Annotated in this window: 29 protein-coding genes; 13 read left to right on the top strand and 16 right to left on the bottom strand. The window is 67.4% G+C overall.

Annotation, left to right across the window (positions count from 1 at the left end):
- Positions 1-46: 46 nt before the first annotated feature.
- The 3 genes from HEQ22_RS09435 to HEQ22_RS09425 are packed head-to-tail and all read right to left on the bottom strand — an operon-like array spanning position 47 to position 2,766.
- Entirely contained in the window at positions 47-847 is an 801-nt protein-coding gene (locus HEQ22_RS09435) for an FkbM family methyltransferase (protein ID WP_432767651.1), read from the bottom strand.
- A complete protein-coding gene (locus HEQ22_RS09430) occupies positions 847-2,007 on the bottom strand; it encodes a hypothetical protein (RefSeq protein WP_432767650.1) in 1,161 nt (386 codons plus the stop codon). The genes HEQ22_RS09435 and HEQ22_RS09430 overlap by 1 nt, the downstream gene beginning before the upstream one ends.
- A 6-nt stretch (positions 2,008-2,013) precedes the next feature.
- Positions 2,014-2,766, bottom strand: a complete 753-nt coding sequence (locus HEQ22_RS09425; protein WP_432767649.1) for an HAD family hydrolase — start codon at positions 2,764-2,766, stop codon at positions 2,014-2,016.
- A gap of 141 nt (positions 2,767-2,907) precedes the next feature.
- Between HEQ22_RS09425 and HEQ22_RS09420 the strand changes: the two genes are divergently transcribed.
- Both HEQ22_RS09420 and HEQ22_RS09415 read left to right on the top strand, forming a co-directional pair.
- Positions 2,908-3,585 (top strand): response regulator transcription factor, encoded by a 678-nt coding sequence (locus HEQ22_RS09420; RefSeq protein WP_432767648.1) that lies wholly within the window; start codon positions 2,908-2,910, stop codon positions 3,583-3,585.
- Positions 3,582-4,943 (top strand): ATP-binding protein, encoded by a 1,362-nt coding sequence (locus tag HEQ22_RS09415; RefSeq protein WP_432767647.1) that lies wholly within the window; start codon positions 3,582-3,584, stop codon positions 4,941-4,943. Before HEQ22_RS09420 ends, HEQ22_RS09415 begins: the two co-directional genes overlap by 4 nt.
- A 188-nt stretch (positions 4,944-5,131) precedes the next feature.
- Here the strand turns inward: HEQ22_RS09415 and HEQ22_RS09410 are convergent, their stop codons facing one another.
- From HEQ22_RS09410 to HEQ22_RS09400, 3 genes are all read right to left on the bottom strand, one after another.
- Positions 5,132-7,237: a prolyl oligopeptidase family serine peptidase gene (locus tag HEQ22_RS09410; RefSeq protein WP_432767646.1), complete on the bottom strand. Its 2,106-nt coding sequence runs from the start codon at positions 7,235-7,237 to the stop codon at positions 5,132-5,134.
- A gap of 68 nt (positions 7,238-7,305) precedes the next feature.
- Entirely contained in the window at positions 7,306-7,698 is a 393-nt protein-coding gene (locus HEQ22_RS09405; protein WP_432770850.1) for a DUF4112 domain-containing protein, read from the bottom strand.
- 96 nt (positions 7,699-7,794) lie between these two features.
- Positions 7,795-9,288: an ABC transporter substrate-binding protein gene (locus HEQ22_RS09400; protein ID WP_432767645.1), complete on the bottom strand. Its 1,494-nt coding sequence runs from the start codon at positions 9,286-9,288 to the stop codon at positions 7,795-7,797.
- Between the two features lie 225 nt (positions 9,289-9,513).
- On the opposite strand from HEQ22_RS09400, the gene HEQ22_RS09395 reads away from it, so the two are divergent.
- Entirely contained in the window at positions 9,514-10,260 is a 747-nt protein-coding gene (locus HEQ22_RS09395) for a murein L,D-transpeptidase catalytic domain family protein (protein ID WP_432767644.1), read from the top strand.
- A 208-nt stretch (positions 10,261-10,468) separates the two neighbouring features.
- On the opposite strand, the gene HEQ22_RS09390 is transcribed toward HEQ22_RS09395, so the two are convergent.
- From HEQ22_RS09390 to HEQ22_RS09375, 4 genes are all read right to left on the bottom strand, one after another.
- Positions 10,469-11,821, bottom strand: a complete 1,353-nt coding sequence (locus HEQ22_RS09390) for a L,D-transpeptidase family protein (protein WP_432770849.1) — start codon at positions 11,819-11,821, stop codon at positions 10,469-10,471.
- A gap of 97 nt (positions 11,822-11,918) precedes the next feature.
- Entirely contained in the window at positions 11,919-13,280 is a 1,362-nt protein-coding gene (gene accC / locus HEQ22_RS09385; RefSeq protein ID WP_432767643.1) for an acetyl-CoA carboxylase biotin carboxylase subunit, read from the bottom strand.
- 8 nt (positions 13,281-13,288) lie between these two features.
- On the bottom strand, positions 13,289-13,768 hold the full coding sequence (gene accB, locus HEQ22_RS09380) for an acetyl-CoA carboxylase biotin carboxyl carrier protein (protein ID WP_432767642.1): 480 nt from the start codon (positions 13,766-13,768) through the stop codon (positions 13,289-13,291).
- Positions 13,769-13,838: 70 nt separating this feature from the next.
- Positions 13,839-14,279 carry a type II 3-dehydroquinate dehydratase gene (locus HEQ22_RS09375; RefSeq protein ID WP_432767641.1) on the bottom strand — a complete coding sequence of 147 codons (441 nt, stop codon included), beginning with the start codon at positions 14,277-14,279 and terminating at the stop codon, positions 13,839-13,841.
- Between the two features lie 81 nt (positions 14,280-14,360).
- Here HEQ22_RS09375 and thiS point away from each other — a divergent pair, with 81 nt between their 5' ends.
- From thiS to HEQ22_RS09355, 4 genes are all read left to right on the top strand, one after another.
- Positions 14,361-14,564 carry a sulfur carrier protein ThiS gene (gene thiS / locus HEQ22_RS09370; RefSeq protein WP_432767640.1) on the top strand — a complete coding sequence of 68 codons (204 nt, stop codon included), beginning with the start codon at positions 14,361-14,363 and terminating at the stop codon, positions 14,562-14,564.
- Positions 14,561-15,331 (top strand): bifunctional sulfur carrier protein/thiazole synthase protein, encoded by a 771-nt coding sequence (locus HEQ22_RS09365; protein WP_432767639.1) that lies wholly within the window; start codon positions 14,561-14,563, stop codon positions 15,329-15,331. The genes thiS and HEQ22_RS09365 overlap by 4 nt, the downstream gene beginning before the upstream one ends.
- Positions 15,332-15,342: 11 nt before the next feature.
- Positions 15,343-16,191 (top strand): amidohydrolase family protein, encoded by an 849-nt coding sequence (locus tag HEQ22_RS09360; RefSeq protein ID WP_432767638.1) that lies wholly within the window; start codon positions 15,343-15,345, stop codon positions 16,189-16,191.
- 126 nt (positions 16,192-16,317) lie between these two features.
- Positions 16,318-16,500 carry a CsbD family protein gene (locus HEQ22_RS09355; RefSeq protein WP_432767637.1) on the top strand — a complete coding sequence of 61 codons (183 nt, stop codon included), beginning with the start codon at positions 16,318-16,320 and terminating at the stop codon, positions 16,498-16,500.
- A 97-nt stretch (positions 16,501-16,597) separates the two neighbouring features.
- Here HEQ22_RS09355 and HEQ22_RS09350 read toward each other — a convergent pair whose 3' ends face one another.
- The 4 genes from HEQ22_RS09350 to HEQ22_RS09335 all read right to left on the bottom strand — a co-directional run bounded on the left by HEQ22_RS09350 (position 16,598) and on the right by HEQ22_RS09335 (position 19,002).
- Positions 16,598-17,344, bottom strand: a complete 747-nt coding sequence (locus HEQ22_RS09350; protein ID WP_432767636.1) for a hypothetical protein — start codon at positions 17,342-17,344, stop codon at positions 16,598-16,600.
- Positions 17,345-17,430: 86 nt separating this feature from the next.
- Positions 17,431-17,877, bottom strand: a complete 447-nt coding sequence (locus HEQ22_RS09345; protein ID WP_432767635.1) for a DUF1330 domain-containing protein — start codon at positions 17,875-17,877, stop codon at positions 17,431-17,433.
- The gene (locus HEQ22_RS09340; protein WP_432767634.1) at positions 17,874-18,425 is read right to left on the bottom strand and encodes a GNAT family N-acetyltransferase; all 552 of its coding nucleotides are present in this window, start codon (positions 18,423-18,425) and stop codon (positions 17,874-17,876) included. The genes HEQ22_RS09345 and HEQ22_RS09340 overlap by 4 nt, the downstream gene beginning before the upstream one ends.
- A gap of 181 nt (positions 18,426-18,606) precedes the next feature.
- Positions 18,607-19,002: a glycine zipper 2TM domain-containing protein gene (locus HEQ22_RS09335; protein ID WP_432767633.1), complete on the bottom strand. Its 396-nt coding sequence runs from the start codon at positions 19,000-19,002 to the stop codon at positions 18,607-18,609.
- Between the two features lie 186 nt (positions 19,003-19,188).
- On the opposite strand from HEQ22_RS09335, the gene HEQ22_RS09330 reads away from it, so the two are divergent.
- A complete protein-coding gene (locus HEQ22_RS09330) occupies positions 19,189-19,410 on the top strand; it encodes a hypothetical protein (RefSeq protein WP_432767632.1) in 222 nt (73 codons plus the stop codon).
- A gap of 30 nt (positions 19,411-19,440) precedes the next feature.
- Complete coding sequence (gene rarD / locus HEQ22_RS09325; RefSeq protein ID WP_432767631.1) at positions 19,441-20,358, top strand: EamA family transporter RarD; 918 nt, start codon at positions 19,441-19,443, stop codon at positions 20,356-20,358.
- A gap of 143 nt (positions 20,359-20,501) precedes the next feature.
- On the opposite strand, the gene pyrC is transcribed toward rarD, so the two are convergent.
- Positions 20,502-21,524, bottom strand: a complete 1,023-nt coding sequence (gene pyrC, locus HEQ22_RS09320; RefSeq protein WP_432767630.1) for a dihydroorotase — start codon at positions 21,522-21,524, stop codon at positions 20,502-20,504.
- 68 nt (positions 21,525-21,592) lie between these two features.
- On the opposite strand from pyrC, the gene HEQ22_RS09315 reads away from it, so the two are divergent.
- The 3 genes from HEQ22_RS09315 to HEQ22_RS09305 are packed head-to-tail and all read left to right on the top strand — an operon-like array spanning position 21,593 to position 23,912.
- Positions 21,593-22,318: a YgfZ/GcvT domain-containing protein gene (locus tag HEQ22_RS09315; protein ID WP_432767629.1), complete on the top strand. Its 726-nt coding sequence runs from the start codon at positions 21,593-21,595 to the stop codon at positions 22,316-22,318.
- Complete coding sequence (locus HEQ22_RS09310) at positions 22,315-23,328, top strand: hypothetical protein (RefSeq protein ID WP_432767628.1); 1,014 nt, start codon at positions 22,315-22,317, stop codon at positions 23,326-23,328. The genes HEQ22_RS09315 and HEQ22_RS09310 overlap by 4 nt, the downstream gene beginning before the upstream one ends.
- Before the next feature lie 35 nt (positions 23,329-23,363).
- Positions 23,364-23,912: a retropepsin-like aspartic protease family protein gene (locus tag HEQ22_RS09305; protein ID WP_432767627.1), complete on the top strand. Its 549-nt coding sequence runs from the start codon at positions 23,364-23,366 to the stop codon at positions 23,910-23,912.
- A 7-nt stretch (positions 23,913-23,919) separates the two neighbouring features.
- Here HEQ22_RS09305 and HEQ22_RS09300 read toward each other — a convergent pair whose 3' ends face one another.
- Positions 23,920-24,225, bottom strand: coding sequence for a YdeI/OmpD-associated family protein (locus HEQ22_RS09300; protein ID WP_432767626.1), 306 nt, complete (start codon positions 24,223-24,225; stop codon positions 23,920-23,922).
- A 95-nt stretch (positions 24,226-24,320) separates the two neighbouring features.
- On the opposite strand from HEQ22_RS09300, the gene HEQ22_RS09295 reads away from it, so the two are divergent.
- Positions 24,321-24,989, top strand: coding sequence for an MBL fold metallo-hydrolase (locus HEQ22_RS09295; RefSeq protein WP_432767625.1), 669 nt, complete (start codon positions 24,321-24,323; stop codon positions 24,987-24,989).
- Positions 24,990-24,995: the final 6 nt, after the last annotated feature.

Genomic DNA, 24,995 nt, shown 5'->3' with positions numbered 1-24,995 from the left:
ACAAAATCGCTTCAAACCTCGAACGCGCAATTAGTGGGTCCTGACCCTAGCGCCGGGCGAGGACGTCGTAGTGACGGCCGAAGCCGAAGCGGTCGAAGCGGGTGAAGCCGGCGGCGCGCAAGCGGGTCTCGATTGCGGCGGCGTCGCTCCAGCGGCGGTCGATCTCATAGAATAGCGCCGCGATGCGATCGCGATGTTCGGACGCCATCAGCGCGTCGACCACCGTCTCTTCATGCCCCTCGACATCGATCTTGATCACGAGCGGTTCGGTGCCGGCGAGCAGCGCGTCGACGCCGCCGATGCCGAGGATGCGGATGTCCTCGCCGCCCGCGGTCGCGGTCGGCACCGCATCGCGCAGGCTGGCGACGCCGGTGTGCGCCGGGTCGGTGGCGATGCGCGCCATCCCCGAATGCAGCGACACCGCGGCATGGATCGGGCGGATTTTCCCCGTCTGGCCATTGAGCGCGATATTCTCGCCGAGCAGGGCAAAGGTCGCGCCGACCGGTTCGAAGGCAAGCGCGGCGGTGCACTGGGGGTTCTGCGCCGCAAGCAGGCTGTAGAGCCCCTGGTTGGCGCCGATATCGACGAAGACGAACGGGCGGTTCTGGGCGGCGAGATAGTCCGAGAGGACATGGCCATAGGTGGCGTAGCGGCAATATTGGAAGGTGCGGTCGCGCCAGTTCGCGCGCATCTTTACGCCATAGCGCGAGGTGACGACGTCTTGCGGACGTGGCAGCGGCAGCGCCGCAAATCCGCGCACCAGCCATTTGTGCAGCGTTTTCCGGACCCCATAGTCGAGGAAGGCGCCGATCGGCGTCGGCGCCGCAATGCTGGGCCGCGGCGCCATCAGCCGCCCCCCATATAGGCGAGGATCGCCTCGGCCGCGCGCGCCGCCGAGGGGCGGTCCTGGAGGTCGAAGCTGTAGCGGAACATATCCTCCTGCCGCTGGCGCATTGGGCCGGGCAGCCGCGGCGGGTCGGCGAGGGCGGCGGCGAGTTCGTCGATGGTTTCGACGACGGTGCCGGCGCGCCAGTGCGCGAAATCGGGATTGCCCTGCCACGCGATGCGGCGCGGATTGAGGAAGATGCACGGGCGCGGGCGGCGGATGAATTCATAGACTTGGCTGCTCGCGTCGCCGAGGTAGATGTCGGCGGCGTCGGTGTAGGTCATGTCGAGGCTGGCCGGGCTGCCGGTGTCGATCAGCAGATGGTCGTGCGCGTAATGATCGGGACGCGGGCCGTAGTTCCAGCCGAGCGCGAAGGGCGAGAGCGAGGCGGTGACCCGCTTGGCGAACAGCATGACATGCGGCGCGAAGATGAGGTTGTAGCGGTCGCTGGCGGCGAACCAGTCGAGGATCTGCGGCCCCATCCGGTACCACGAGGACAGTGCCGGGGAGGGATGCGGATTGTAGACGATCGTCGGTCGCTGTTTGGGAAACAGGCGCGGGCCGGTGGGGCGCGGCGGCAGGTCGAATTTGGGATAACCGACGATCGCGTGGCCGTCGTCGTTCAGCAATTCGGCCTGCGCGAGCCGGTCGCGGATCTTTTCGCCCGACAGCAGTACCAGGTCGAATTTGGCGCTCGCCTTGTCGAAGCCGATGGCGCGGTCGCCGGCGCCGTGGCGGGTGTGGACGAGGCGGAGCGATTTCAGCCCGAACAGCGATTTCAGCAGCAGCGAGGTTTTTTCGGGCACCACCAGCGCGTCGAGTTCGCGAAACCGGTCGAGATTGCGGTGGAGGACCGAGACGATGTCGGCGGGGATCGCGCGGCCGCTGAACCGGTTGGCGGCGCGGGCGAGCGGGGAGGGTGGGCGCAGCCGGACGATGTCGGGCGGAGCCCCGGCGGGCGCCTGTGCGGCGGTGATTCGGCGGACCTCGCTTTCGCTGCCTTCGGACACCAGAATGCTGACACGCGCGTGGCGGTCCTGCCGCTGCAGTTCGAGCGCGACAGGTAGCGCGTGGGCGACCTGATGGCCGCCATGATGGTTGAACAGAAAGCCGATGTGCATCGTCGGTCAGCCCTGCCGCCCGCGCCAGTCGATCACCGGCCAGCCGCGCGCCGCCGCGATGGCCCGGAGCCCGCGCGACGGGTTGACGGCCAGCGCCTCGTCGCAGATTTCGAACAAAGGCAGGTCCGACGCATGATCCGAATAGAAGCGGATGTGCGCGGTATCGCGGGCGATGCCGGCATCACCGAGGAAGGCCTCGATGCGCTGCCGCTTGGCGGCGCCGTAGCAGTTGGCGCCGTCGATCCCGGGGAGAAGGCAACCGTCCTGCCAGCTTGATCCGCTTGCGACGACATCGGCGATGCCGAGCTGGCGGGCGAGCGCGGCGGTGTAGAAATGCGGGGCGGCGGTGGCGAGCAGGACGCGGCGGCCGGCGCGGCGCTCCGCCTCGATCAGCGCAACTCCTTCGGGATAGAGGCCGTTTGCGACGAGCTGGCGGGCGAAAAGGTCGGCGAGGCGCGCCGCCTCGCGTTCGGGCAGCGCGCGGCCGAGGGCGAGGCGGTGCATCGCCTGTTTCATCAGCCGCCGCGGCAGCAGCTTTGCCGCATAGAGGATCGCCGCCGGGATCAGCAGCGGGACGAGCAGCAGCCGCCATGGCGCGCGGTGGCGCGCGGCGAACAGCAGGAAGCGGGTGTAGGTCGGCTGGATCGTCAGCGTCCGGTCGAGGTCGAAGATCGACAGCGCGACTTTCGGCGTTTCGACCGGCGCTCGTTCGACCGTCTGCGGCGACGCCGCCCTGTCCTGTCTTTGTGTCTGTGCCACGACCCGCTCCTTTGTTGCGGGGGGCGCTGTGGCACCGGCTCCTGTCGCGGCGATGGCGCGAAGATTTGATTTTCGTCATCTTTGCGCCGGGCCGCCCGGAATCGATGGCGGGGCGCGGGTTCAGGCGGTAACAACCCGGCGATGCATATTCTGGTGATCGAAGACGATGCCCGCGTTGCGGCGCATATCGGCAAGGGGTTGAAGGCCGCGGGGCATGTCGTCGACATCGAGGGCGACGGCCGCGCCGGGTTGCTGCGCGCCGCCGCCGATAGCTATGACCTGATGATCGTCGACCGGATGCTGCCGAACGTCGACGGGCTGACCATCGTCCAGACGATCCGCGCCACCGGCGACACCGTGCCGGTGCTGATCCTGAGCGCGCTGGCCGAGGTCGACGAGCGCGTCGCCGGGCTGCGCGCCGGCGGCGACGATTATCTGACCAAGCCGTTCGCGATGTCCGAACTGCTGGCGCGCATCGACGTGCTGAGCCGGCGCGGCCCGGCGATCGTCGCCGAGACGCGGCTCGCGGTCGGCGACCTCGACATCGACCTCTTGGGCCATGGCGTGCGGCGCGGCGGCAAGCCGATCGACCTGACCGCGCGCGAATTTCGCATCCTCGCCTATCTCGCGCGCAACGAAGGGCGGGTGGTGACGCGCTCGATGCTGCTGGAGCATGTGTGGGATTATCAGTTCGATCCGCAGACCAACATCATCGACCAGCATGTCAGCCGCTTGCGGCAAAAGGTCGATCGCGGCTTCGGTACGACGCTGATCCACACGGTGCGCGGGACGGGTTATATGATGCGGGCCGCCGGGTGAGCGCGGCGCTGCGCGGGCGCCTGTGGCGCAGCCTGACGCTGCGGCTGGGGCTGATCTATGTCGGGCTGTTCCTGACCTCGACCGCGCTGATGTTCGCCGCCGCCTATTGGATCGGGGTTTACCAGCCGCTGCTCGGCGAGGCGGCACAGGTGCGCAAAGAAGCCGGCGACCTTGCCGCGATCGACCGCGCCGGCGGCCGCGATGCGTTGTTGCGCGCGCTCGCGGTGCGGCGCCCGACCGGCCCGCGCCGCGCCTTCGATGCGCTGGTGGCGCCGAACGGTGGGGTGGTGACCGCCAACCTGCCGAGCTGGCCCGACGCGCCGATTTCGGGCTGGGCGCTGCTGGAGGCCGACAGCTATCGCGGCGGACAGGAGCGCGACTATGAAGCGCTGGTCGTCGAGCAGCGGCTCGACGACGGGGCGCGGCTGATGGTCGGGCGCGATGTCGAGGATATCGACGACCGCGACGAGCTGTTCACGATCGGATCGGCGTGGCTGATCGTGATCGCGGCGCTGCTCGCGGTCGGCGGCAGCCTGGCGATGAGCGCCGCGGTCGGCCGGCGGATCGACGCGGTGACGCGCACCGCGCGGCGGGTGATGGCGGGCAGCCTGACCGAACGCATCCCGCTGCGCGGCACCGGCGACGATTTCGACGAGCTGGCAGGCACGCTGAACCAGATGCTGGGGCGGATCGAGGAATCGGTCGAAGCAGTGCGGCGGGTGTCGGACAATGTCGCGCACGAATTGCGCACCCCGCTGGCGCGGCTGCACGCCGACCTCGACGATCTGCGTGCGGCGAAGGACGACGCGGAGCGCGAACGGCTCGCCGACCAGGCGGTGGCCGAGGCCGAGCGGTTGCAGTCGATCTTCGACGCCTTGCTGCGGATCGCGCGGATCGAGAGCGGGCGGCATCTGGTGGGCTTTGCCCCGACCGACATGTCGACGCTGATTGCTGATGCGATCGAATTCCACACCCCCGATGCCGAAGCGCGCGGCCAGCGGATCGCGAGCCGCGTCGCGCCGGGGCTGATGCTGCACGCCGACCGCAACCTGATGTTTCAGGCGGTGTCCAACCTGCTCGACAATGCGATCAAATATGGCGGCGAGGGCGGGGCGATCATGGTCACCGCCGCGGCCGCAGGGACGGGCCTGCACATCGAAATCGCCGACCGCGGCCCCGGCATCGCCGCCGAATTTCGCGACCGGGTGAAAGAGCGCTTCTTTCGCGTCCCGGACACCGCCGCGCAGCCCGGGACCGGGCTGGGCCTGGCGCTCGTCGCGGCGATCGTCGCGTTGCACAAGGGGCGGATGGCGATCGGCGACGCCGCGCCGGGGACGGCGGTGGTGCTGAGTTTTTGATGGCTTTGGGGTGGAGCGGCCGTTGACCCTCTCCCGTCGGGAGAGGGATACGTAGGCTTGATTGCGAAGCAACCTAGCCGAAGTTGGGTGAGGGGATCACCCTAATCTGCGAAAGCGATACTCAGACACCCTCACCCAACCCTCTCCCAAGGGGAGAGGGCTTTACGCCCGCAACCGGTCGTTAGCAGCTACTCCGCCTCCACCAGTTCGCGTTGCAGGAAGGCGTGGAGCATTGCGGCGCGCACCGCGTCTTCGGCATGGTCGGCGCCGACCGAATGGCCGCCCTCCATATATTCGTGGTAATAGACGCGGTTGCCGAACTCTTCGAGCCGCGCGGCGAATTTGCGCGCGTGGCCGGGGTGGACGCGGTCGTCCTTGGTCGACAGATAGAGGAAGATCGGCGGGTGGGTCACGCCCCTGCGGATGTTGTGATAGGGCGAATATTTCGACAGGAACGCCCAGTCTTCGGGGACGTCGGGATCGCCATATTCGGCGACCCACGAGGCGCCGGCGAGCATCTTGTCGTAGCGCCACATATCCTTGATCGGCGAACCCGAGATGACGGCGCCGTAGAGGTCGGGGCGCTGGGTCATCGCCGCGCCGACGAGGACGCCGCCGTTCGAGCGGCCCGAAATCGCGATCTTGCCTTTGGCGCTGACGCCGGTGGCGACGAGATCCTCGGCGACGGCGTGGAGATCGTCGAAGCTCGCCTGGCGTTTCTCGCGCAGCGCCGCCTGATGCCACGCCGGGCCATATTCGCCGCCACCGCGGATATTGGCGAGGACATAGGCGTTGCCGTCCTCGACCCAGAACAGGCCGAGTGGGCCGGCGCGATAGGGCTGGCCGGTGAGGTAGCCCGGCGTCTGCGCGGCGCGGAAGCCGCCATAGGCGTGGACGAGCGCCGGAACCGGGCCGGTCGCGCCCGCCTTGCGGACGAGGAAATAGGGGATTTTGGTGCCGTCCTTCGAAGTCGCGAAGCGCTTTTCGACGGTCATCCCCTTGGCGTCGAAGGTGGCGGGCAGTGTCTGGACCGGCTGCGGCGCGCTGGTTTCGGACACCGCATAAAGGGTGGGCGGCATCAGCATCGTCTCGGCGGTCGCGAGCACCATGTCGCGCTTGCCGATCGTTCCCGCGATGCCGACGGTGGCGTTGGCGGCGAGCGGCACCTCCTTCTGGCTCCATTTGCCGCTCGCGGGGTCGCGGCGCAGCGCGAATAATTTGCCCTCGACATCGTCGAGCGCCTTCACCCACAGGATAGTGTCGGTGGCGGCGACATTTTCTATCGCCTGCGCCTTGGTCGGGGTCATCACCGGGACGATCGGCACCTGGCGGTCGGCGGCCATGTCGGCGAGCGACAGCGAGACGAGCGAGCCCGCGGGGAGGTTCGCCCAGTCCTGGTTGAGGAAGACGACGAGCTGCCCGCCGATGACGTCGCGGACGCTCGCGGTGTCGGGGATGATCGTCGAGATGTAGCGCGAGGCATCGACGTTCGGCAGCCGATAGTCGGTGGTGTAGAAGGTCTTGCCGCGGCTGATCATCGGCCAGCGCTTGTCACCGTCGGTGAAGGCGAAGACGTTCATGCCGACGTCCTCGGCCTCGCCCTCTGCCACGGTGACGGCCGACGCCAGCGGGGTGCCGCGTTTCCAGCGCTTGACGATGCGCGGATAGCCCGAGGCGGTCATGCTGCCCGCGCCATAGTCGGTCGCGACGAGCAGGGTGTCGGCGTCTTCCCACGTCACGCTGCTTTTCGCCTGCGGCAAAGTGAAGCCGCCGGTGACGAAGCTTTTGGTGGTGCGGTCCCATTCGCGGACGATGTCGGCGTCGGTGCCGCCGGGGCTGAGCGAGACGAGGCAGCAGGTATAGGCGGGGGCGAGGCAGTCGGCGCCGTGCCAGACCCAGCTTTGGCTCTCGGCCTTACCGAGCGCATCGACGTCGATCAGCGTCGTCCAGACGGGCTTGCCGGCGAGGTAGGCGTCGAGCGGGCTTTGCCGCCACAGCCCGCGCGGGTTGGCGGCGTCGCGCCAGAAATTGGTGATGGTGTCGCCCATGACTTCGCCGGGCATCGCGATCTGGCGGTCGTCGTCGAGGATTTCGCGGGCGCGCTTGCGGTCGGCCTCGAAACCGGGGCGGCCGAGCAGCAGCTTGTCGGTCGCGGCGTTTTCCTGCTTCACCCAGTCGAGCGCCTTCTGGCCCTCGATATCCTCGAGCCAGAGATAGGGGTCGGCCTCCTGCGCCGCGGCGACGGCGGTGAATGAACAGCTGAGGGCGAGCGCGGCTAGGCTGGCGCGGATCATCGAACAGTCTCCCTGGGGTGTGATGAAGCTGTGCTAGCAGCATTATACAGCCGAGGGGAAGGCGGCGATTATTGATCGATGATGATCGTGCCGGGGTGATGCTTGTCGAGATGTTTCTTGATGATTTTGAGGTTGCGGGTGTTCGACCGGAAGAAAAAGTCGAAGGCGTCGCCGACCAGCGGCACCGCGCCGAGCGCGGTATCGACGCCGAGATTGCCGACCATCCGCCAGATCTTCCATTTCGGCATGCCGAGGTTGCGCGCTTCCCAGATGAGGTAGGCGCCCATCGTCGCGGCGATGAGGTCGCCGACGACGGGGACCAGCCCGACGATGGCGTCGAGGCCGACCGGGCGGTTGATGCCGGGGATGACGAAGCTGCGTTCGAGCAGGATTTCGAGCGTCTCGACGCGCTTGCGCAGCGCGGCGGGATCGCTGCGATTCGGGATCAGCGCGTCGAACATCGCATCGGCGCCGGGGCGCGGGCCATTGGGGGGAGGCGAGAACGAAGGGGCCATCGGGGTCCTTTCAAAAGCGCGCCAAGATGACGCGCCGCCTGCTTAATTGGGCTTGGTGATGAGATGATTCAATGGGTGCTGGGCGCGGCCGTTGGCGCGCAGCCCGGTCAGCCGCTGCGACGCGACCGACCAGCGCAGCGGCGTCGCGAGCGGAATGAAGGGGGTGTAGCGGGCGAGCACCGCCTCGGCCTCGGCGATCTGCTCGGCGCGCTGGCCGGCATCGATGTTGGCGGCGGCGCGGTCGATCAGATTCTGCGCGTCGCGATTGCATAGCGTGTCGCGGCGGCACGACAGGCGGCGCAGCGCCCACAGCGGATCGTCGTTGGGGGTGACCTCGTCGATCAGTTTCAGGTCGGCGGCGGCGGTCATCGCAACGCGCTGGCTGGGCACGCCGATCGCGGCGAAATCGGCGGCGACATAGGCGAAGAGGATGCGGCCGCCTGGCGAATCGGGAACCGCGATGCGCAGCGGCTCAATCTCGCGCCCGGCGGCGAGCCAGGCATCAACGACCCGGCGCGCCTGGGTGAAGCGCGACGCCTCGTCATAGGCGGCCCACGGCGGGATCAGCGGCGGCGGCCCGCCGTCGCGGGTATAGAGCGTCGGGCGCAGCGTCTGCTGCGGCTGCCATTCGGCGAGCCCGAACGCTTCGACCAGCCGCTCGCGGCGCACCACGCGCACCAGCGCATCGCGGTTGGCATCGGTGGCGAGAAACCCCTCGGCGCGCACGAAGGCGAGGCCGAACAGGCCGGGCACCGGATCGACCACCAGCCGCGAGCGGCCGATGTTGGAAGCGACGAAATAGGGCAGGGTCGAAAAGCGGCCGCCGAGCACGCCGTCGGCATAGCCATTCTTGAACCGCGCCAGCGCCCCCGGCGCCGAGGTGCCGACGAGTTCGATCGAGGCGGCGGGGTCGGCGGCGGCGGCTTCGGCCGCCTCGGGGTCTTCGGCGAGCGGATCGGGAACCGGCGAGAGCAGGATGGCCTGACCGATCCGCCGCGAGCGCATCGGGCCCCAGCCCATCCCCTTGTTGACGATCGCCATCGCCGGCTGGGCGAGCAGTTCGAGCATCCCGGGCTGCGGGATCGACAGGCGGATTTCGATGACCCGTTCGGTCATCGCCTTGATCGATTCGACCTCCGGAAAATCGTCTTTCAGGAGGTTGCGGCTGCGATCGGCGAGATGCGCGCGCAGGATCGCCGCGACATCCGCGGCGGTGACGGTGCGGCCGTTGCTCCACTTCGCCTCGCGCAGCCGGAAGATATAGCTGCGCCCGTCGGTGGTCACGGTCCAGCGATCGGCGAGACCGGTGTCGATCTGCCCCTCGCCGTCATAGCTGACCAGCCCCTGCGAGGTGGCGTCGAGCAGCGCCGCATTGGGCGCCGACAATTCGCCGTTGACCGGATTGGCGGCGGGGTTGAGCGGACCGATCGCCGCGATCCGCACCGGCCCGCGCTCGCCGAACAGGCCGCAACTGGCGAGCGATGCCGCGGCGGCGAAGAGGAGGGCGGCGGTGGTAGCGGGACGAAGCAAAGCCATTGCCGCATCCTAGGACGATGCGCCGGCCAAGGCCATGCCCTTGTCATGCCGGCGCTGGCCGGGGTGGCGGGGCGGGGGCGCGCAATCTGCGTAACCCTTCGTTCATGGCGAATATGCCACGATTGCCCGCATGACAGAGTTGGCCTTCTTGCTTTCGCTTCCCATCTGGGGATTTATGACGGTCGAGGGACCGCCGGTGGCGGACGATACGGGGTTGGGTTGCACGTGAACAAGTTGATCGATCGCAGGTCGATGCTGGCGGCAGCGGCGGGAGCCGGGGCGCTGGCGGCCTGGCCGGCGCGGGCGCAATTGCCCGACTGGATCCAGCAGCCTGCGCTGCCGCCTGCCCCGCCCGTCGATTATCTGGCGGTCGCGCGCCAGCAATTGCAGGGGCAGGGGCGCAATATCGCCCAGACCGATCGCGTCGGAATCGTCGATTTCGGGCTGCCCTCGTCGCGCCCGCGCTTTGCGCTGGTCGATATGATCGCCGGGCGGGTCGACATGTATCCGGTCACCCACGGCCGCGGGTCGGACCCGCAGCACGACGGCTGGCTCAAAAGCTTTTCGAACCGCGTCGGCAGCCTCGCGACCTCGCGCGGCGCGTACCGGACCAGTGATTATTATTGGGGCGCCAACGGGTCGTCGATGCGGCTCGCCGGGCTGGAACCCGACAACAACAATGCCGACGTCCGCGCGATCGTCGTCCACGGCGCCTGGTACGCCGAGCCGGGATTGATCGCGACGCAGGGCAAGCTGGGGCGCAGCGAGGGCTGTTTCGTGTTCGGCGAGGCGCTGTTGCCGCTGGTGCTGTACAAGCTCGGCCCCGGCCGGCTGCTGTTCGCCGACCGGCTGAGCGTGCCGCCGCCGATGCCGACGCCGTTCCAGCTGCCGCCCGCCGACCCGCTGCCGGGCATGGAGAATTTACGGCGCGCGAGTTCGATCAGCGGGCCGTTGCCGACGACGGCGGATTGATGGGGTAGGGCATGGTTCGGGTGGTGGCGAGCGGATGTTCGCCGATCCTCCCTGTCGCGCAGCGATGGGGAGGTGGCAGCCCGCAGGGCTGACGGAGGGGCCGACGCCGTCAAGGGCATGTGCAAGGCCGCGGCCCCTCCACCATCCGCTTCGCGGACGGTCCCCCTCCCCACGGCTTCGCCGCAGGGAGGATTAGAATGTCCGACGGTCAATAAATGCCGCTGGTCTCCGGCGTCGTCACGCGCGCGGTGGTCGTCGGGACCACCGGCGGCGGGGTCGGGGCGACGATCGTTGCGGTCGGGCGGCCGGGCTTGGCGAAGCTCGCCACCACCGGCGCGTCGCGGCCATAGAGGTCGCCGAGCTTTTTGACGCCGCCCTTGCCATTCGGAATGACGGTCCAGTACGCGACGTAGACGGGGAAGGGGTTGTCGAAGCCGAAGCGGGTGGTCTTGCCGCTGGCGACGACCTCGCCGAACTCCTCGGCGCTGCGGCCGGCGAACATCACCGTCATCAGGCCCGAGAAGTGCAGCGCCTTTTCGGTGCGGATGCAGCCGTGGCTGAACGCGCGCGCGGCGGCGTTGAAGGCGCCTTTCGACGGGGTGTCGTGCAGGTAGATGGCGTGCTCGTTGAGCATTTCGAGCTTCATCACGCCGAGGGCGTTGCCGGGCCCGGCCTTTTGCACCACCGACAGATTCTTGCCGCTGCCGGTCCAGGTGTAGCCCTGTGCGCGCGCCGAGGCGGGGTTGCGCGCGATCGTCGCGCCGATACCTTCGTTGATGATGCTGCGCGGCAGCGTCCACGTCGGGTTGACGATGACGCCGGTCGCCATCGGATTGAGTTGCGGCGTCGGGGTCGACGCCTTGCCGACGACGGCCTTGTGGGTCGCGATCACCGTGCCGCCATGGACGACGCGGGTCAGATATTCCGGAACGTTGCTGACCACGTAGCGCTCGCCCAGGTCGCGCGGCATCCAGCGCCAGCGTTCGATGTTGACGCGGATCGCATTGGCTTCGGCGGGGGTTTTGGCGGTTTTCAGCGCCGCCTTGAGCACCGCGAAATCGGGATGCACCGGATCGAAGGCGGCGAGCGTCGCGGCGATGCCATTGTCGGCGAGCGCCGTCGTCAGCAGGTGGAGCAGCGGCATATGGTCGGCGTCGTTGTCGACCATGAACCATTGTTTGCGCGCTGCATTGGGGGTGCGGCCGTCGCGCAAATGGGTCGCGAGCAGCAGGAAGCTGGCGGTCGCGACGCGGTCGAGCCGCGCCTGATCCTTGGCGATGATCGCGGCAGCGATGCCGTCGGGGTCGTAATCCCTGGCGAACAGCCCTTCGTCGCCGGCGCTTTCGATGAAGGTCAGCAGCGCGGTGGCATTGTCCTCGCTCCAGCTCGGCAGCTCGACCGGCGCCGCGACCACGGGCGCGTCGTCGGCGACCTTGTCGGGCTGGAGGATCACCGAATCCTCCTTGACCTCGGTCTGCGCCGCGGCGGGCGTGGCGAGCAGCGCCAGGGGGAGGCACAGCATAGCGGCGGGGAGCGCGGGAAAGCGGGTGTTTTTAACCATGGTCACGCCCATAGCCAAAAACCGCCGACAGTGAAAGTGATGGGACGCACGGCTGGGCGCATAAGCCCGGCCACCGACGTGTGTATCCGTAAGTGCGTCAGCCGTTCGCCGCATCGGCGTCGCGCGCCAGCCAGTCCTCCAGCCACTTGATCGTGTAATCGCCGTGGATGACGTCGGGATCGGCGAGCAGCGCCTGGTGCAGCGGGATGTTCGTTTTGACCCCGGCGATCACCATTTCCTCGAGCGCCCGGCGCATCCGCATCATGCAGCTTTCGCGGGTGCGGCCATAGACGATCAGCTTGGCGATCATGCTGTCGTAATAGGGCGGGATCGAATAGCCGGCGTAGAGCCCGCTATCGACGCGGACATGCATGCCGCCCGCGGCGTGATAGTTGGTGACCTTGCCCGGCGAGGGCATGAAGGTGCGCGGATCCTCGGCATTGATCCGGCATTCCATCGCATGGCCGCGAAATTCGAGGTCTTCCTGCTTCACCGACAGGTCGCGGCCGCCGGCGATGCGGATCTGTTCGCGGACGAGGTCGAAACCGGTGATCATCTCGGTCACCGGATGTTCGACCTGGATGCGGGTGTTCATCTCGATGAAGAAGAACTCGCCGTCTTCCCACAGAAACTCGATCGTGCCGGCGCCGCGATAGTGCATCGCCGCCATCGCGTCGGCGCACACCTTGCCCATCCGCGCCCGCTCTTCGGCCGAGATGATCGGCGAGGGGGCTTCTTCGAGAACTTTTTGATGACGCCGCTGGAGCGAGCAGTCGCGCTCGCCAAGGTGGATCGCGGCGCCCTTGCCGTCGCCGAATATCTGGAATTCGATGTGGCGGGGGTTGCCGAGATATTTTTCCATATAGACGGTGGGGTCGCCAAAGGCGGCCGCCGCTTCGGATGAGGCCTGACCCATCAGGCTTTCGAGGCTGTCCTCATCGGGAACGACCTTCATGCCGCGGCCGCCGCCGCCCGACGCGGCCTTGATCAGCACCGGATAGCCGATGTCCTTCGCCAGCCGCTTGGTCTCGTCGTCGAAGGTGACCGCGCCGGGCGAGCCCGGCACCACCGGCAGGCCGAGCGCGACCGCGGTGCGCTTGGCCTCGACCTTGTCGCCCATGGTGCGGATATGTTCGGGCTTCGGGCCGACGAAGATGATGCCGTGGGCCTCGATAATCTCCGCGAAGCGTTCATTTTCGGACAGGAAGCCATAGCCCGGGTGGATCGCGTTGACCCCGGTGATTTCGGCCGCCGAGATGATCGCCGGAATGTTGAGATAGCTGTCCTTGGCGGCGGGCGGGCCGATGCACACGGCTTCGTCGGCGAGGCGGACGTGCATGGCGTCGGCGTCGGCGGTCGAATGGACCGCGACGGTCTTGATGCCCATTTCGTGGCACGCGCGGTGGATGCGCAGCGCGATCTCGCCGCGGTTGGCGATCAAAAGCTTTTCGATGGTCACGGGCGCGCTCAGCTGATGGTGAACAGCGGCTGGTCGAATTCGACCGGCTGGCTGTTCTCGACATGCACGGCGGTCAGGGTGCCCGCGGCGGGGGCGACGATCGGGTTCATCACCTTCATCGCCTCGATGATCAGCACCGTGTCGCCGGCCTTCACCGCCGAACCGATGGCGGCGAAATTGGGCGCGCTGGGTTCGGGGGCGAGATAGACGGTGCCGACCATCGGCGACTTCACCGCGTCGGCGAAGCTGTCGATCACGGGGGCGGCGGCGGCTGCTGCTGCCGCAACCGGTGCGGCGGCGGCGGGTGCGGCGGGGGCGGGCGCATAAGCGACGGGCGCCGCGATCGCGGCGGCCTTGCGCGCGACGCGCACCTTGCGGTCGCCGTCTTCGACTTCGATTTCGGTCAGGCCGGTGTCGTCGAGCAGCTCGGCGAGCGCGCGGACATAGGCCGGATCGATGTTGATGCCATCGTTGTTATGGTCACCCATGAGACTTTTTCCTGTTGTTGCGGCGCTCGTATATCGGCGCCCTTGACCCGGTTTTTGATGCGCCCTCTTGTCAGAGACGGGCGGCGGCGTCCAGCGCCAGCGTGTAGCTGTTCGCGCCGTGCCCGGCAAAGTGCAGCGCCGCGGCCATGCCGACATAGCTGATATGGCGAAAGGGTTCGCGGGTCATCGGGTTCGACAGATGAACCTCGATCACCGGCACCTTGATCGACTTGATCGCGTCGTGGAGCGCGATCGAGGTGTGGGTGTAGCCGCCCGCGTTGAGCAGCACCGCCTTGGCGCCGGCGATATAGGCCTCGTGCAGCCAGTCGATCAGGACGCCTTCATGGTTGGTCTGGCGGCATTCCAGCCGCAGCCCGAGCTCGCCGGCCTGCGCCTCGAGCCGCGCGTGGATGTCGTTCAGCGTGTCGTGGCCGTAAATCTCCGGCTCGCGGGTGCCGAGCAGGTTGAGGTTGGGGCCGGAGAGGACAAAGACGGTCGGACGTTCGGACAAGCGGCGGGCTTTCGGTTGCGGCAGCGGTTGCTCTCCCTATATGGGCTGCTCGGCAAAAGGCAAAGCGACGAGGAAACGCCCTTGATATCGATCATCCTCAACGGCGAGCAACGGCAGGTGCGCGAAGGCAGCATCGCCGATCTCGTCGCCTCGCTGGGGCTCGACGTGAAGAAGGTCGCGGTCGAACGCAACCGGGCGATCGTGCCGCGCTCGACGCTGGCGACAGTGGCGCTTGCCGAGGGCGATGCGCTGGAAATCGTACATTTTGTGGGAGGCGGTTGTTGACCGACACTTGGAGCGTTGCCGGGCGGACTTTCACGTCGCGGCTGATTGTCGGGACCGGCAAATATAAGGACTTCGAACAGAATGCCGCGGCGGTCGAAGCGTCGGGGGCGGAGATCGTCACCGTCGCGGTGCGCCGCGTCAATGTGTCGGACCCGAGTGCGCCGATGCTCACCGATTATATCGATCCCAAGAAGATCACCTACCTGCCCAACACCGCCGGCTGTTTCAACGCCGACGACGCGATCCGCACGCTGCGGCTGGCGCGCGAGGCGGGGGGCTGGGCGCTGGTGAAGCTGGAAGTGCTCGGCGAGGCAAAGACGCTCTATCCCAATATGCGCGAGACGCTGGAAGCGACCGAGGTGCTGGCCAAGGAAGGCTTTCTGCCGATGGTTTATTGCGTCGACGATCCGATCGCGGCGAAGCAGCTCGAGGATGCGGGCGCGGTGGCTGTGATGCCGCTGGGCGCGCCGATCGGGTCGGGGCTGGGGATCCAGAACCGCGTCACGATCCGCCTGATCGTCGAGGGCGCGTCGGTGCCGGTGCTGGTCGATGCCGGGGTCGGCACCGCGAGCGACGCAGCGGTGGCGATGGAGCTCGGCTGCGACGGGGTGCTGATGAACACCGCGATTGCCGAGGCGAAAGAACCGATCCGCATGGCGCGCGCGATGAAGCTGGCGGTCGAGGCGGGGCGCGATGCCTATCTGGCCGGGCGGATGGGGCTGCGCAAATATGCCGATCCGTCGAGCCCGCTGGCGGGGCTGATCTGAGGGCTGCGCCGATGAAGATCGCGTTCCTGCTCGCTGCCGTCATGCTGCTCGCGCCACAGGCAGCGACCGCCCAGCCGGTGTTCGATAGCCACGTCCATCTGTGGGATGGAGAAACGTCGCTCGACGCCTATGAGACGCAGGTGAAGGCGGCGGGGCTGACCGTCAGCGGGCTTGGCGTCATGTGGTTCGGCGGGCCGAATCAAGCGCGCGAGGGCGATCCGGCCGACATCCGCGCGCGCAATGACGCGCTGCTCGCGCTGGCGGCGAAGCATCCGAACATGGTGCCGATCGCGACCGTGCATCCCTATGACGGCGAGGCGGCGCTCGATGAGTTGCAGCGCGTCGCGGGGCGCGGGGTGCGGGCGCTGAAAATCCATCCGCACACCCAGAAATTCGATCCCGCCGACCCGCGCGTGCTGGCGCTGGTCCGGCGCGCGGGCGAGCTGGGCGTCGTCGTGGTGATGGACAACGCCAATATCGTGCCCGGCGGCGACAGCGAGAAACTGTTTAACCTGGCGCTGGCGGCGCCGCGGACAAAGTTCGTCTTTGCGCATATGGGGGGCTTGAATTTCCGTTTCTGGAACATCCTGAAAATGGCGCGGACCGCCGAGGGGCTGTTCGGCGACAATATCTATTTCGACATTTCGGCGACAGTGACGCTCGCCGCCGATGCGCCGATCGAGGAAGAGTTCATTTGGACGATGCGCAACGTCGGCATCGATCATGTCCTGCTCGGGTCGGACTATCCGCAGTTCAGCCTGGCGCAGACGCTCGCGGCGCTCGAACGACTCGACTTGACGCCCGCGGAAAAGGCGATGATCCGCCATGGCAACGCCAAGGCGCTGTTCGATCGACCGTGAGCGCTAACCTAAGTTAAAAATGACTTTGCGATGAACGGTTTAGCCGATTTTCCGGAACATTGCCCCGCCTCGCGCATTGGTTGAGCAAGAGGCATGTCGCCTCTCGATCGAGCAAGGAGACACATCATGGGTGAACTCACCGACAAAGCCAAGGGCCTCGCCAACGAAGCCGCCGGCAACACCAAGCAGGCGATCGGCAAGGCGACGGACAATGAGCGTCTGCGCCAGGAAGGCGAGGCGCAGGAGCGCAAGGGCGAAGCCCAGAATCTGAAGGGCGAAGTCAAAGGCGCGCTTGGCGACAAGGTCTGACGACGCGACGAACGTCGCTTCGTAATCCGAAAAGGCCCCGGGAAACCGGGGCCTTTTTTTGTGCCTCCCCATCGCGTCGCGACGGGGAGGATTTTGCCTATCGGCCGCCCGACGCGACCAGGTCGATGTCGGTCATGCCGCCGTCGCGGCGCGCCATGACGACATAGGCGAGATCGCCTTTGGTGCCGCCGAGCATATGTTCGTTGCCATTGACGCGGTGGTCGCTGGTGTAACCGGCGCGAACCGCCATCGTGTGGTAATAGTCGAGCACCGCCTGCATCGACGCCGCGGTCTGGAAATTGACGACGCGGATATTGCACTTGCCGCCGGCAACTCCTGCGGCCTCGCGCAGGGTGGCGCGCGGATAGACTTTGAACGCGGCGGGCAGGCGGTCGGCCCACTGGTTGTTATAGGTCAGCTTGGCGTCGCAGCCGCCCTTGGTCTGGTCGCGCGCGAGGGCGCCGATGGTGACCGGGCGCTTGGTTTCGCAGCCGTCGCAGCCGGCCTCGAGCGGCAGCGCTTTCGGTGCGGCGAGCAGTTTGCCGGCCTTGAGCGCCGCGGCCGCTTCAGCCGCAGTCGCCGCCTTGCCGCCGCCGATGCCGGGGACGCCGCCGTCGACGGGGCGGTTGCCCGGCCCGACCGCATTCTGGTTCGCCTGGCCGGCAAGCTTGGGATCGACCATGATGCGGTCTTCGAGCGAGCCCTTGACCGCCGGATCGGCGCCGGTCAGCCCGTCGTCGAGCGGCGACAGTTCCGCCTTGGCATCGGGGTTGTCACGGCACCCCGCGAGCGGCGCCGTCGCCATCAGCAGCCCCGCAACCAGCCATTTTCCGCGCACCATCATCGCTAACACTCCCTTAATATAGGGAAGGGAATGCCCGATCCTGGTTAAAAATGTGCGCATAAAATGCGTTAACGGGTAAGACTTTGTTAGCCGAAAACTGTGCCGGAGCGAGACGGATCGAGCCCCGGCGCGGTCCGGATCAGGCGCGAGGTCGCGACCGCCGCCTGCCGGTGGATGACGGCCTGGCGATAAACCGGGTCGGTCACCATCGCCAGAAATGCGCCGCTGTCGGGATATTCGGCGACGAAGATCGCGTCCCAGCGCTCGCCGCCCGGACCGATCAGCAGTGCCTCCATCGTGCCGCGCCACACGATGCTGCCGCCGACGCGCTGGAACACGGGCCCGCTGTCGCGCCCGTAATGGGCGTAGGCCTCGGCGCCGGTCAGCCCCTGGCCCGCGAGCGGGTGGTCGGTGGGGTAGGCCGCCATGTCCCGAAAGCGCACGAGGTTGAGCATGTGGATCGGCGTGTCGCGCGGCAGCGCCTTGAAAGCGTCGAACTGCGCGCGTTCGGGGTCGATATGGTGGTCGGTCACGGCAGCAAGCCTTTGCGCCGGGCGCGCCAGGCGTCGGCGCTTAGCGTCCAGGCATCGACCCGCGCGCTCTCGAACGGGTCGGGCAGGCGGGTCGGGCCGCTGTTGGTTGCGCCGAGCCGCTGCGCCAGCGCCTGCGAACGGATGTTGTCGGGGTCGATGCAGTGCATCAGTTCGGGCCATTTCAGGAACTCGACGGCGAAATCGCACGCCGCGACGCTGCCTTCGAACGCATAGCCCTTGCCGGCGAACTTCGCGCGCACGCCATAAGCGATTTCGGGCGCCGGCCAACCGTCGGGTTCCCACGGGCCGAGACGTCCGACCCATTCGCCGCTGGCGCGCTCGATCACCGAAAACACCGAAAAGCCGCGGATGTGCCACGCGCCGGCGAGGGTGCACCATTGGCGCCACGCCTGCGACCGTCCGCAGGCGCCGCCGATGAACGTCATCGTTTCGGTTTCGGCGCACATTGCGGCATAGGCTTCGAAATCTTCGGCCGCGGGCGGGCGGAGGATCAGGCGCTCGGTGACGAGCAGGGGGCCGTTCAACATCGCGTCTCTCCCAGGCGGTGGGCGACGCTTCTGCGCCAAGACGCGGAACGGGGCAAGCGCCGCGGCGCTCGGACACCGTTGAGCCAGACACAGTTGAGGGCGCCAACGACCAGGTCGGCGCCCTCACCATCACGCATGCGGGCGGAGGGGTCTCGGACCCGCACCCGTAACGGTAACTCGTTTAGCGGCAGCGTGCCTTGCTGCGATCGATTTCGCGGCCGAGCAGCGCACCGGCACCGGCGCCGATCACGGTGCCGAGCAGCTTGTCGCCGTTGCCAGCGATTTCGTTACCGGCGAGGCCGCCAACCGCGCCGCCGATCAGCAGCCCGGTGGTGCCATTGTCGCGTTTGCAGCGATAACGACCGTCTTCGCCGCGCCAGATCCGCGTATTCGCGTTGACGCGCTGGTCCGAATAATGACGGTGACGCTTGTTCTTCTTGTGGAAGCCGGCGTCGGCCGAAATGTTTGCCGCGCCCTGCGACGGGACCGCCGACGAAATGCCGGCATAAGCGGGGGCGGTGGCGACCATGCCGATCGCGGCAAAGGTGCCGAGCAGGCCCTTGGTAAGATGACGCATCAGATTATCCTTTCCTGGTTCGGTGACCCGGCCCCCTTGACGAGGGCTGCGGGCACTACGGTGGTGAGAACGGCCCGATCGTCGCGTCTGTTGCATTAACATAAAGCAACGAGACGAACCGAGTGCTGACGGCGATGAACCGAAAGGGTCTTGCGGGGTTTGGGCGACCGTGCGACATGTTGCGCCATGCTCAACATCGGTTCGCTCATTATCGGCGCTATCGCGCTCGTCCTCGCAATTTTTGCGTTCATTCCGCTGCTCGGCTGGGCGAACTGGGTGATCATCCCGTTTGCGGTGGTCGGCCTGGCGCTCGGCGCGATGTCGGACAAGACGAGTGGGCGCAATCTGAACATCGTCGTGATCGTCATCGGCGTCGTGCGCCTGATGCTGGGCGGCGGCATCATCTGATCCTGGGGACCGGGCATTGGCCCCCCTGTCATGATGCGCGACACCGCCGCGGCGGGCAGCGATCGGGGCGGTTGGCCCTATGCGGTCGCCGCCTATGCGATCTGGGGCTTCGTGCCGCTGTTCTTCAAGCTGCTGGACAGCGTGCCGCCGATCGAGGTGCTGGCGCAGCGCATCGTCTGGTCCTTGCCGCTGTGTTTCCTGATCATGGCGTTCCGGCGGCAGATCGGCGACTATCTGGCGGCGCTGAAGGACTGGCGGGTGCTGCGGCTGCTGCTGGCGAGTTCGGTGCTGATCGCGCTGAACTGGCTTGTCTATATCCACGCGATCTTTACCGACCATGTGCTGGCGGCGAGCCTGGGCTATTATCTCAATCCGCTGGTCAATGTGATGCTGGGGATGATCTTCCTCGGCGAGCGATTGTCGCGGCTGCAGATGCTGGCGGTGGCGATTGCCGCGGTCGGGGTGGCGATCCTGCTCGGCGGCGCGCTCGACACGCTGTGGATCAGCCTGACGCTGGCGCTCAGTTTCGGTACCTATGGCCTGATCCGCAAGGTGGCGCCGGTGGGGTCGCTGCCCGGACTGGCGATCGAGACGACCTTGCTGTTGCCGGTGGCGGGCGCCGCGGCGCTATATTTCATCTGGCTGGGCGACGGGCGCGGTTTCGGGGCCGATCCGGAGATCAGCTGGCTGCTCGCGGCGGGCGGGGTGGTGACTGCGGTGCCGCTGCTATTGTTCGCGACCGCGGCGCGGCGGATGAGCTATGTCGCGCTGGGCTTCGTGCAATATCTGGCGCCGAGCCTGCAGTTCCTGCTCGGCCTGTTCGTCTTTGCCGAGCCGCTGAAGCCGGTGCAGTTCGCCTGTTTCCTGCTGATCTGGACAAGCATCGCGGTGTTCAGTTTCGACCTATGGCGCAAGCTGCGCGCGGAGCGGATCGCGCCGGTGGCTTGAGCTTGATCCTCCCTGTGGCGAAGCCATGGGGAGGGGGACCGCTCGCGGAGCGAGGGGTGGAGGGGCCACGACGGTTGCGCCATGGCCCCTCCGTCAGCGCTTCGCGCTGCCACCTCCCCATCGCTGCGCGACAGGGAGGATTTCTAGATCAGCCGCCAGCCCATCGTTTCGCCCGCGTGGAAGGGGACGACTTCGCCGATGCGGTCGGGGACCACGACGTCCGCGCGTTCCAGCGTCACCGTGCCGGTATTGAGCGGCAGACCATAGAAATTCGGGCCGTGCTCGCTGGTAAACCCCTCGAACTTGTCGAGCGCGCCATCCTGATCGAACGCGGTGATATAGGATTCGAGCGCATAGGGGGCGTTGAAGATCCCCGCGCAGCCGCATGACGCTTCCTTGGTGTGCACCGCGTGCGGGGCGCTGTCGGTGCCGAGGAAGAATTTGGGCGAGCCCGAGGTGGCGGCAGCGCGCACCGCGAGGCGGTGATGCTCGCGCTTGGCGACGGGCAGGCAATAGGCGTGCGGGCGGATGCCGCCGACCAGCATCGCGTTGCGGTTGATGTGCAGATGCTGCGGGGTGATCGTCGCCGCGACATTGGCGGGGGCATCGGCAACGAACTCGGCCGCCTCCGCCGTGGTGATATGCTCGAACACGATCTTGAGCGCGGGCAGGGCGCGGACCAACGGGTCCAGGGTGCGCTCGATGAACACCGCCTCCCGGTCGAAGATGTCGACGTCATGGTCGGTGACCTCACCGTGGATCAGCAGCGGCATGCCGATGTCCTGCATCCGTTCGAGCACGCCCATGATCTTCGCGACGTCGGTCACGCCATGCGCGCTGCCGGTGGTGGCGTGGGCGGGATAGAGTTTGGCGGCGGTGAACACCCCCTCGGCATGGCCGCGCGCGATTTCGTCCGCATTGGTGGCGTCGGTCAGATAGGCGACGATCAGCGGGGTGAAGTCGAGGTCGGCAGGGACCGCGGCGACGATGCGGTCGCGGTAGGCGCGGCCTTCCTCGGCGGTGGTGACCGGCGGCGACAGATTGGGCATGACGATCGCGCGGGCGAACTGGCGCGCGGTATATTGTGCCACATGGTTCAGCATCGCGCCGTCGCGCAGATGGACGTGCCAGTCGTCGGGGCGGCGGATCGTCAGGCGGTTGGTCATCTCGGTCTCCGCCCGCCCATGATGGGTAAAGGCTTTAAGTTCGCGTCCGCGCTCCCTATTGTCGGGGCATGGCCAACACAACCCTCCCGACGACTTTGGTCGACCGCGCGCTGATCCGTCTGTCGGGCGACGACGTCCGCGGCTTCCTGCAAGGGCTGGTCACCAACGACACGTCGGGCGAACTGCCGGTGTGGGCGGCGCTGCTGTCGGCGCAGGGCAAGGCGCTGTTCGATTTCCTGATCTGGAGCGACGGGGAGGACGTGCTGATCGACTGCGAGCGCGATGCCGCGGGCGATCTCGCCAAGCGGCTGACGCTCTATCGGCTGCGGCGGGCGATCACGATCGAGCGCGAGCCCGAGCTGTGCGTGCATTGGGCGCGGGACGGCGATGTCGGGGTCGTCGATCCGCGGTTGCCCGCGCTCGGCCGGCGCTGGCTGGCGCCCGCTGATGGTCACGCAGGCGCCGACGATGCCTGGCGCGCGCACCGCCTGTCGCTCGGGGTTACCGAGGGCCGCGCCGAACTCGGCGACGGGGCGACATTGTGGCTCGAATGCAATGCCGCCGAACTGGGCGGGGTCAGCTTTACAAAGGGCTGTTATGTCGGGCAGGAAAACACCGCGCGGATGAACTGGCGCGCCAAGGTGAACCGGCGGCTGGTCGTCGTGCCGATCGCCGATGCCGACGAAAAGCGGCAGATGGTCGCCTACCCCGAACTTGGCCTGTCGGTCGAGCATCGGCGGGTCGAGGATATCCCGGCGTCGCTGCGGCCCGGATGGATGGAGATCGCGTCATGAGAACCCGGCTGGCGGCGGTGCTGATGGGCCTCGCGGCCAGCGTGGCAGTGGTCCCGGCGGCCGCCGAAGCGGGCGACGAGGCCGCTCCGGCCTGTTCGGCGGCCGACAGCCCGGCGATGACCATAGGTGAGGTCATCGCGCTCGGTGAGGCGGCGGTCGGACGCTGCGTGACCGTCGAGGGGTGGGCGCTCGGCTTTTTCCTGCAGGCCGACAATGAGGCGCGCTACCGGCAGGAGCGTATCTATAACGACTATACCAGCACCGGCGCGGCGCTTGGTCTCTATGGCCGCGATCGCGGTGCGGCGCCCGCGATTATCCGCGCCACCGGCCGGATCGACAGTTGCAAGGCGGTCTATGATCGCATCGTCGCGGCGGGCGATATTCCCTTCCTTGGCGGCTTTTGTCATTATCATTACGGACTCGTCGTGAACGCCGCGACGGTGACCGAAATCGGCAAGCCCGACGTCGTACGTATCCCGGCGCGAACCGCCAGCGCTGGGCTCGGCAACCTGTCGCCAATGGCGCCGGGCGAGGCGCGCGACACGCTGGGCGCGGCCTTCGCGCCATTGCTCGATGCGCTCGTCAAGCGCGACGCGGCGGCGTTGAAGTCATTGCTCCGCAACGAGGCGGGTGCGGCGATGGCCGAAGACCGGCTCGCCAGCCGCGTCGCGGCGCTCACCGCGGCGGATTCTCCGGCGGCGGTCCTTCCGGCCGATGGCACGGCGGCGATCGAGGTTTTCGGCTGGCGCGAGCCGCTGTGGGCCGACGACCAGACGCGGGTGGGCAACGCAGAGGCGATGGCGAATACGACCAGCGGGATCGTCTGCGCCGCGCCGCAGCGGGCGGCCGCTGCGCGGCTTTGGCCGATCGACGATGCCGATGCCGGATTTGCCCGCGACCGACCCTATCTCTGCGCACGCATCTTCATCGGCGCCCTCAGCGAAGGGGGCGAGCGGATCACGCAATATATGGTCTATCCCGAAGAGCGGTCGGTCCGCGAACCGGCTTAACCAATCTCTCACCCCGATCTGCGACAAGCGCATCCATGTTAGGGCGCTATATCGCGATTGCGGCGGTACTGGCCGTCTTTTCGGTTGCCACGGCGGGCTTTGCCGGGCGGTCGCTGCGCGACGATGCCGGCGACGCAGCCGTGGCCGCCGAAGATAATTGGACGACCGACCGCAGCCGGCACGGCGGCTGGTCGTCGGCCGCTCCAGAGCCATCCGCTGCCGGCGAGGTGCGGCTGGGGCGGGCCGGCGATTCGCATTTCTATGCCGATGCCGACATCGACGGCACGAACATCCGGGTGATGGTCGACAGCGGCGCCTCGATCGTCGCGCTGACCCGCCGCGATGCCGAGGCGATCGGCATCGACGTCGACCGCTTGCCGGTTAGCGGCACCGCGCGCACCGCGGGCGGCGACGTGCCGATGCGCACGGTGATGCTGGACAGCGTCGACATCGACGGCATCGAAGTGCGCGGCGTGCAGGCGGCGGTGGTCGATGCCGACATGGGGGTGTCGCTGCTCGGGCAAAGCTATTTGTCGAAGCTCGACGCGGTGAATGTCGAAGGCGACACGATGACGCTGCGCTGAGGCGGCGCTATTTGGCCTGCTTGTCGATCAGCACCGCCTGTTGCCAGCGGCTCGGCGGCTTGTCGGTGCGGTGGATGCACCCCGCCCAGCAACAAGGGCGTTTCTTGCCCTCGATCAATTCCTCCACGGTTCGCGCGATGCGGCGGGCGCGGGTTTTCGCCTGCTTGGCATCCTCGACCCAGCAGATGAACTCGTTGCGGCCGAGCGGGGTCAGGCCGTCCCACAGCGCCAGCGTGGCGGGATCGGCGGCGAGCGCCGCCTGCATGTCGTCGCCCGCCTGGTGGACGGTGCCGTGAGAAAAAGCCTGGGCCATGGCGGCCGACAATATGGCGGGGCGGCGCACGGGTCAAACCCGCGAGACGGCAGAGGTGGCTTGTCATTTCGGGCGAGTTTCCCCACATCACGGGCATGAACGCTCCCAATCCCCCGATGCGCGCGGCGATCGTGCCGGTCACCGCTTTCCAGCAGAATTGCACGCTCTTGTGGTGCACCGAGACCAACAAGGCGGCCTTTGTCGATCCCGGCGGCGACCTGCCCAAGCTGAAGGATGCGGTGCGCCAGACGGGGGTCGAGGTCGAAAAGATCCTGGTGACGCACGGCCATATGGACCATTGCGGGCAGGCGGGCATGCTGGCGAAGGAACTGGGCGTGCCGATCGAGGGGCCGCACGAGGACGACCGCTTCTGGATCGAGCAGTTCGCCGCGGACGGCGCGCGCTTCGGCATGGTCGGCGAGACGTTCGAGCCGGACCGCTGGCTGGTCGACGGCGACACGGTGACCGTCGGTAACCTGACCATCGACGTCATTCACTGTCCGGGGCACACGCCGGGGCATGTCGTGTTTCACCATGCGCCGTCGAAACTGGCGATCGTCGGCGACGTGATCTTTCAGGGCTCGATCGGGCGCACCGATTTCCCGCGCGGCAATCACCAACAATTGCTCACATCGATCACGCAGAAGCTGTGGCCGCTCGGCGGCGACACGACCTTTCTGCCGGGGCACGGCGCGCACAGCAATTTCGCGCACGAACGGCGGACGAATCCGTATGTCGGCGACATGGCGATGGGCGCGGCCTGATCTCCC

This window comes from Sphingopyxis sp., from assembly GCF_050916055.1.
Classification (GTDB): Bacteria; Pseudomonadota; Alphaproteobacteria; order Sphingomonadales; family Sphingomonadaceae; genus Sphingopyxis.
The sequence above is the reverse complement of the archived record's forward strand: the minus strand, read 5'-3'. Positions and strand labels throughout refer to the sequence as shown.